The 6690-nt window shown below is 42.5% G+C and carries 5 protein-coding genes; 2 read left to right on the top strand and 3 right to left on the bottom strand.

What is annotated here, in order from left to right:
* Positions 1-153: 153 nt before the first annotated feature.
* From HHA41_RS04015 to HHA41_RS04005, 3 genes are all read right to left on the bottom strand, one after another.
* Positions 154-642, bottom strand: a complete 489-nt coding sequence (locus tag HHA41_RS04015; protein ID WP_168460617.1) for a hypothetical protein — start codon at positions 640-642, stop codon at positions 154-156.
* 144 nt (positions 643-786) lie between these two features.
* The gene (locus HHA41_RS04010) at positions 787-2037 is read right to left on the bottom strand and encodes a YncE family protein (protein ID WP_168417814.1); all 1251 of its coding nucleotides are present in this window, start codon (positions 2035-2037) and stop codon (positions 787-789) included.
* A gap of 446 nt (positions 2038-2483) precedes the next feature.
* Entirely contained in the window at positions 2484-5471 is a 2988-nt protein-coding gene (locus tag HHA41_RS04005; protein ID WP_168460615.1) for a heavy metal translocating P-type ATPase, read from the bottom strand.
* Between the two features lie 84 nt (positions 5472-5555).
* On the opposite strand from HHA41_RS04005, the gene HHA41_RS04000 reads away from it, so the two are divergent.
* Entirely contained in the window at positions 5556-5936 is a 381-nt protein-coding gene (locus HHA41_RS04000) for a MerR family transcriptional regulator (RefSeq protein WP_168417816.1), read from the top strand.
* Between the two features lie 68 nt (positions 5937-6004).
* Entirely contained in the window at positions 6005-6595 is a 591-nt protein-coding gene (locus HHA41_RS03995; RefSeq protein ID WP_168417817.1) for a 5-formyltetrahydrofolate cyclo-ligase, read from the top strand.
* The last annotated feature ends 95 nt before the right edge of the window (positions 6596-6690 follow it).

Here is a 6690-nt window from a genome sequence, read left to right as displayed (position 1 = left end):
TGACCGACTCAGGCTCTAGTTACACGCTTGGCAACAAGACATTAACAGAGTGCGAATTAGTCCTTGACTATGTTTGATTACATTTTAAGGAACAGTTTAAGTTCAAACAGTGGCGTATTATGTGATGCGTTTTTAACTCAGTTATGTGTTTTTTTACTGCTTTCCCTGTTGTTTTAAACGTGCAATATGCAAATCAATTTGATTGGCGATTTCAGGCAAAATCTGTTTTAAAAACAGACTATAGCCCAAAGCATCTTCCAGCTTTAAAACACCTGCTTGCACCAACTGTTCCTGCTGAAAAAGCATGGACTGTACTTGATTTAAATCAGGTTTTTGCCCCTGACTTAAACCTAGACTAATTTGCTCAAAACTCCAGTACAATTGGTCACGCTGCTGAATTAAAGCTGCCTGAGTAGACTCCTGCTCCTTGCCCTCAGTCTGTATAGGAAAGAACGCTGTTTGTGCTGTATTTTCAGCGTGTAACGTCAGTATTGGGCTCATTGCTGTAGGCGTTACATTCGACCGAACTGTTTCTGTTTCTGTTACGGGTGCTGGTGGTGGTTGAAACACATAGACCACCACAAACAATACAGTGACTGCAATAATAAAAAAACCAATGCCGAGCCATCGTGGATGTTTCATGCGCTTGCTCCAAACGCAAAGCATCTTCAATTTTTAGCGACAACGACATATCAGTGATTTTTTGGATAATCACACTTTATTCAATGCACTAAAATCTGCAAAAATTATAGTTTTTAAGATGCTTCACGCTACCTGATTGGTTAGTTAAGGGGTTGACCAATCGCTAGGAGCGTAGCCCAAACGCACCCGTTGTGGATGATTACCTACAGGCACGCTACGCACTTTTTCACCTGTAGCAAAGTCAATCACGGTCACTACATCGGTTTCACTTTCTGAAATCACACAGCTTTTCCCATCCGGGCTACGGGTTGCCCAATATGGTTTACCCGCAGCAATTAACTTGCCTGCTTTTAAGCTTTGACGGTCTACGATGGTCGCATAATCATCCATCGTGCCTGCTACACATAGTTTTTCACCATCAGCGCTGATAGATAAACCATGATGACGTGAATCATTGACCCATTTGCTGCGGTCTTTCGGAATCGTACTGCTACCTGGTAACTGTGCAACACGTGTCACCTTATCGGTTTTTAAATCATATTCAACCAAACCATTGAAGAACGATACCTGTGCATACAATTTGCTTTCATCTTTACTCAAGACCATAGGGCGCACAGAGTTGGATAAATCTTTACGTCCAAAAGCATCTAAAGCAGGTCTAAAATCAATTTTTTTCAGAACTTTATAAGTGTTGGCATCGGCAATGGTAATTAATCGCTTACCTTTGGTGAAATCTTGCCATTGTGCATCCATCGAGGTTTCTACATTGCCAATTGCAGAGTTTAAAATTTTGCTTCCACCTGCAAAGTAAATATTTTCATGCGGTTTATCTCCCGTGGAGAAACGCCCCAATTCTTTACCCGTATGAATATCTAGAACATGCACCACATTCCCAGAAGATGCCGATACTGCTACACGTTGACCATCTGGCGAAACAGCCATGTGGTCGGCACGAAAACCTTTTACAGGGGTACGCCAGTTGATTTTTCCTGTTTTAATATTGATAGAGACGACATCAGCAAAACTTGGACGCGATGCCACAATAGACTGACCATCTGGCGTGGAGTACATGTCATCCACCAGTTGATCATTGCCCTCGCCTGCGGTTTGCTGAATGTAGGTATAGGCAATTAGTTTGATAGGGTTCAGATGGATTTCCAGTAGCCGTTGTTTCCGATCGGGAATCATGTTGACCACCCCAATTTTGCCAAAATCTTGCGATGGGCGAATCACTGTTACAGTTCCATCCCAGTTATTCCCCACAAAAAACACCTGTTGAGTATTTGGCGGTTGTGGCAAATTACTGGAATCGGCATAACTTTGTGCACTCACTGCAGCGCCTAAAGCAAGCACAGTTTTACAAAGATATTGCAGCATCTTGTTTGAATAATTCATGCGTGTGTTCTCCCTGAACGGCAAAATGCATGTTGTTGTTTTTATTTTCACGTGTGTTTTTACGTCATTTTTATTGTTGACTTCAGTTGTATTTGAATAGCTTATGCTTAAATTTCTTCAGCTTATTCAATGTGCATAGCATACGCATATTGAATATTTTGCGTCTACCACTACAGCCCAACTATCCGATAGCAGACCAACTTTCAGATAAACTGAAACACTTAGCTGAAAGTGAGCAATGTTCAAAACCTTACTCACGACTACAACGACTATTCATACAAACAGCCATACTTTGTGCAATTTTCTATCAACAGCAAGCCATAAAAAAGCCCTATCACAATGACAGGGCTTTTTTAAAATTCACGACAACTTGCTCAGGTCTGGTCGATCGGTCTTGACAAGGTATCAATCATTACACCGAGCCAAAGGATCGCAACTGAGCCAAGTTATTTTGACTTTTGCAAGCGCAGTGCATTAATTACAACTGACAATGAGCTGAGCGACATAGCCACGGCAGCAAACATTGGGGTGAGTAATAAACCCGTGATTGGGTAGAATACCCCTGCAGCAACTGGAACGCCCAAACCATTATAAACAAAGGAAAATGCAAGGTTTTGTTTCATGTTTTTTACCCCCAGTTTGGCCATGTGAATTGCATGTGCTACACCACGAATATCTCCTTTAACCAAGGTCACTTGTGCAGTTTGCTTGGCAATATCGGTACCATTCCCCATGGCAATACCCACATTGGCCTGTGCCAGTGCAGGTGCATCATTAATACCATCTCCCGCCATCGCAACAATTTTGCCTTGGGCTTGATACTGTTTCACAATTTCAAGTTTTTGCTGTGGTGTGCAGTTACCGTGTACATGCTGAATACCCAATTCATTCGCCACTAATTGCGCATTTTTCTCGTGGTCACCTGTTGCCATCACCACTTCAATACCATCTGCAATCAGTTGATCAATCACTTGATGCGCATTGTATTTTAATGCGTCATGGATGGAAATGTAGGCCAGAACTTGTGTCGAACTTACCAAGAAACTGATTACATTTCCCGCAGAGCGTTGCTGATCCATTTTGGTTTGAACCTCGGAACTTAAAGATAGACCTAACTGTTCAATCAGTTTTTGACTGCCTACATAATAAGTTTGTCCTTCAATTTCACCTTTTACCCCAAAGCCTGATACATCTTCAAACTGTTCAACTTTGCTCAACTGCGTTTGTGGTACCAATTGGGTTAAAGTCTGTGCAATCGGATGGGTTGAAAATTGCTCCAGCGAGGCAATCCATTGTTCTGCCTGCGTTTGAGTCAAGTCACTGCTCAATACCTGAATTTCTTTTAAACTTGGCTTACCTTCAGTCAATGTCCCTGTTTTATCTATAATCAAGGTAGTGACCTTACTCAAGGCTTCAATTGCTTCGGCATCTTTAAACAGTACGCCTTTTTGTGCTGCACGTCCTGTCGTTGCCATGACCGACATCGGAGTAGCCAAACCTAAAGCACATGGGCAGGCAATGATCAGTACCGCCACCGCACACATTAGTGCTAAATCAAATTGTGCCTTGCCAAAAATCATCCATGCGATAAAGGTCAGCAAGCTAATTACTAACACACTCACCACAAAGTATTTAGCAAAGATATCGGCCAAGCGTTGCAACGGTGCTTTAGAGCGTTGTGCTTCTGCCACAGTCTGAATCATTTTAGCCAAAGTGGTATTACTGCCCACCGCAGTGGTTTGAATACGAATACTTCCCTGCTGATTGACAGTGCCACCAATAACCTGATCATTCAGCTCTTTTTTCACAGGTACAGGTTCACCCGTCATCATAGCTTCATCGACGTAGGTTTTACCCTCTACCACCACGCCATCTAATGGAATTTGCTCACCCGATGCAATTTGCAAAATATCACCTTTTTTGACCATGGCAATATCTACTTCGGTGATTAAATCACCCTGTACCAATTTGGCAGTATTGGCTTGAAGTTTTAACAAAGACTTTAATGAATCTGCAGTTTTGGCACGTGCTTTTAACTCTAAAATTTGCCCGAGCAAACTTAAAGACACAATCATACAAGCAGCTTCATAGTAAACCGCAACGCCATGCCCTGTTTTAGCTTCCATCGGAATCACACTTGGGAAAACTGTAGCCACCACACTGTAAATAAAGGCAGCCAACACCCCAACGCCAATCAAACTCCACATATTTAAATTGCGGGTTTTATAAGAGCTAAAGCAACGTTCAATAAACGGTTTACCCGCCCAAAGCACGACTGGAATAGATAAGACCAGCTCAATCCACGGTTGAATATGCTGTGGAATAAAGGCATGAATATGCGAACCCATCGCCAAAATAAAGACTATTAGGGTCAGAGGTAAAGTCATCCAGAAACGATGACTAAAATCCACCAGTTCAGGGTTCGGGCCTTCGTCCAAGCTTGGTTGCATTGGCTCTAAAGCCATACCGCAAATTGGACAGGTACCCGGCCCTTTTTGAATAATTTCAGGGTCCATTGGGCAGGTGTAGTCCATATCTGCCGCACCTTCAGGCACAGGACGCTGATCGGGTGGAATTAAATAAAATTCTGGATCATGCGTAAATTTATCTAAACAAGATGTGTTACAGAAATAATATGTCTGGTTTTGATAATCAGTTTTTAGGTCTGTGCTCACATCTACCGACATACCACAGACAGGGTCAATTTCGGTATCACCACTCACCGCTTGTGTAGAACCACAACACCCCATTTTAGGTGCAGTTTCAACATTTTTAGGTGCACAGCAAGCTGAACTTTGTGCAGTCGAAGCAGGTTCCACCTTGCTAGATGAGCCGCCAAAACAAGTACTTGTTTTGATAGGAGCAGCTTTTTCTGTATTACAGCAGCCACTTTTTGTACTGAGATATTGCTCAGGCTGCTGCTGAAATTTGGTCAAGCAGCTCGCACCACAAAAATAATACATCTGCCCTTCATACGTGGTGTGTGGCTTATTTAAATCTGTCACGGTCATGCCACATACTGGGTCAATATAACTTGGCTGTGTTACCACATCTGTTTCTGGCGTATTACTACAGCCACAACCTTTGCTTACAGGCATTACTGTAGTTGCTGTTTTTTCTTTACCTGCGCAACAAGTTGAAGATGCTGCTGTTACATCAGTACTTTGCGCTGTATTCGAGTCAGTGTTTTGCATACTGGTTTGATTTTGCACACTTGTACCCTGCTGACGATACATTTCAGGCTGTGCAATAAATTTTTTCTGACAATGTTCACTGCAAAATAAATAGCGTTGCTGCTGATGTTCGGCATCGACATCATCTACAAAAAATTGGGTGTTTGGTTTTACCTGCATGCCACACACGGGGTCAATGCTGAATACCTCAGTGGCTGTTTGCTGTTTTGAGCAGCAAGATTTTTTATGTTGTTCGCTCATCTTACTTACCTACTCTGCAGATTCATTTGTGGTAGCATAAAGGCTGTACCTAGGTACGGAGTCAACCCTTTTTATGAGGTTTTTATGCTCACCATTGGAAAACTTGCCAAACATTGTCATGTGAATGTGGAAACCATCCGCTATTATCAACGTATTGGTTTATTGCGTATTCCTGAAGTACAAGGCAGCTATCGTTATTACAGCGAACAAGACATTGAAACCCTAAACTTTATTCAAAAAGGTAAAGATGCAGGCTTGCAATTGAATGAAATTCAGGAATTATTGCAATTACAATTAGATGACCGTGAGCAAGTGCGGCATGTGATTGAACAGCGTTTGGCAAAAATTGACCAACGCATTCATGAATTGCAGGCTTTAAAAAACCGTCTAGTGACCTGGATTGACCATTGTAAAAGCACCCAAGACAGCAATTGCCCTATTTTACGTGAACTGAAAAATAAATAGGCAATCTTGTAGTGTTTAGTCTTGGTTCAAGGCGCCGCTTTAATTTTTACCCATAAGGATCAGTTTGAATGCAGTTGTCGGAACTCAAAACTTTACGCAAACAACTTCGACAACAGCGCAGAGCTGTGACACGCACACAACAGCAGCAAGCCCAACAGGCCGTTTTGCAGAGTCTTATACGCTTCCCAAAATTTCAGCAAGCACAAAAAATTGGCCTCTATTTACATGCTTTTGGTGAAATTTATACCCAAAGCATCATTGAATATTGCTTTGCTCAAGGCAAGCAGGTGTATTTACCCATCATTTGCAATATGAATCAGCGTTTGCGCTGGGTACGCATCAGCCAACAGCAATACCGCAATCGACGCTTTTCACACCATCCATTAGGTATGCAGGAACCCATGAGCAGCCGTGGTATGGCTGTCACCCACCTAGATCTTGTCCTGATGCCATTACTCGCCTGCGACATACATGGCACACGCATTGGGATGGGGGGTGGTTATTATGACCGCACTTTGGCTACAGCACCTCGCCATCCCTATCGTTTAGGTCTGGCACATGATTTTCAGTTTATTCAGGCAAACTTGCCACGTGAAAGTTGGGATCAACCCTTAGATGCTCTGCTTACACCACAGCGTTTTTTACGATTTAAGCGTTAAAAAAATGAGCAACTGGGCGTTGTTTTTGCTCATCTGCGCAGATAAACAGCGAATAAATTTTCATGAATTGATCATTTTGACTGAGTAGATCAATT

Source organism: Acinetobacter sp. A1 (assembly GCF_012371315.1).
Taxonomy (GTDB): Bacteria; Pseudomonadota; Gammaproteobacteria; order Pseudomonadales; family Moraxellaceae; genus Acinetobacter.
The sequence above is the reverse complement of the archived record's forward strand: the minus strand, read 5'-3'. Positions and strand labels throughout refer to the sequence as shown.